General features: G+C 48.9%; 2 tRNA genes and 2 rRNA genes. All 4 read right to left on the bottom strand.

Features of this window, described 5'->3' with window-relative positions:
* Nucleotides 1-480: ribosomal RNA gene (locus J2736_RS34250) — 23S ribosomal RNA — on the bottom strand; the annotation flags it as partial.
* Nucleotides 481-734: 254 nt separating this feature from the next.
* Nucleotides 735-810, bottom strand: a tRNA-Ala gene (locus J2736_RS34245).
* A gap of 29 nt (nucleotides 811-839) precedes the next feature.
* Nucleotides 840-916, bottom strand: a tRNA-Ile gene (locus J2736_RS34240).
* A gap of 76 nt (nucleotides 917-992) precedes the next feature.
* Nucleotides 993-1,087, bottom strand: a 5S ribosomal RNA gene (gene rrf / locus J2736_RS34235); the annotation flags it as partial.

The following is a 1,087-nucleotide window of genomic DNA, read 5'->3' as shown; positions in this document are numbered from 1 at the left end:
CTAGGGAGTATTTAGCCTTGGCAGATGGTCCTGCCGGATTCCGACGGGGTTTCACGTGACCCGCCGTACTCAGGATACCTCTAGGGGATTCGTTCGGTTTGGGCTACAGGGCTTTTACCTTCTATGCCGGACCTTTCCAGATCACTTCGCCTACCAAACTAACCCCATATCGAGGTCCTACAACCCCAAGGAGCAAGCTCCTTGGTTTGGGCTATTCCGCTTTCGCTCGCCGCTACTGACGGAATCACTTTTGTTTTCTTTTCCTCCAGGTACTTAGATGTTTCAGTTCCCTGGGTCTGCCTCTACTAAAGCTATGTATTCACTTTAGAGTAACTGCGCATTACCACAGCTGGGTTCCCCCATTCGGACATCCCCGGATCAAAGCCTGCTTACGGCTCCCCGAGGCATTTCGTCGTTCGCCACGTCCTTCTTCGGCTCCTAGTGCCTAGGCATCCTCCGTGTGCTCTTTCTAGCTTAACCATTTATAGGGATCTTTGGCCTAAGCCAAAGTCTCTCCTAATTGAAAGAGTTTAAAGATTTTTGCGATATCCGAAGATCAAGCAACCTAAGTTCTTACTTTACGTTTTGTTTCGTTATCTAGTTTTCAAGGAACAACTTATGCCATGTGATTCAATTATCCTCGCCCTATTTCAGCGGCGAAAGTTATCTTACCACATCTTATTACTGCATTTCAAGTCGAAATTTCTTAGAAATTTCTGTCGTAAAATGTGTTTTGGTGGAGCCAAGCGGGATCGAACCGCTGACCTCCTGCTTGCAAGGCAGGCGCTCTCCCAGCTGAGCTATGGCCCCATAAATGGGAAACTTCTTATGAAGTTAAATGGTGGGCCCTAGTGGACTCGAACCACCGACCTCACCCTTATCAGGGGTGCGCTCTAACCAGCTGAGCTAAGGGCCCGTATAGGGAAATTCTTCAAAATAAAAACCCACCTACAAGCTTTCGAAGCTTTCTCCGAAAGCTTGCCATGGGTATCGCTTGGCAACGTTCTACTCTCCCAGAACCCTGCGGTTCAAGTACCATCGACGCTGGAAGGCTTAACGGTCGTGTTCGAGATGGGAACGCGTGGAT

It is taken from the genome of Paenibacillus qinlingensis, assembly GCF_031455095.1.
Taxonomy (GTDB): domain Bacteria; phylum Bacillota; class Bacilli; order Paenibacillales; family NBRC-103111; genus Paenibacillus_E; species Paenibacillus_E qinlingensis_A.
This window is presented reverse-complemented; position numbering and strand designations above follow the sequence as displayed.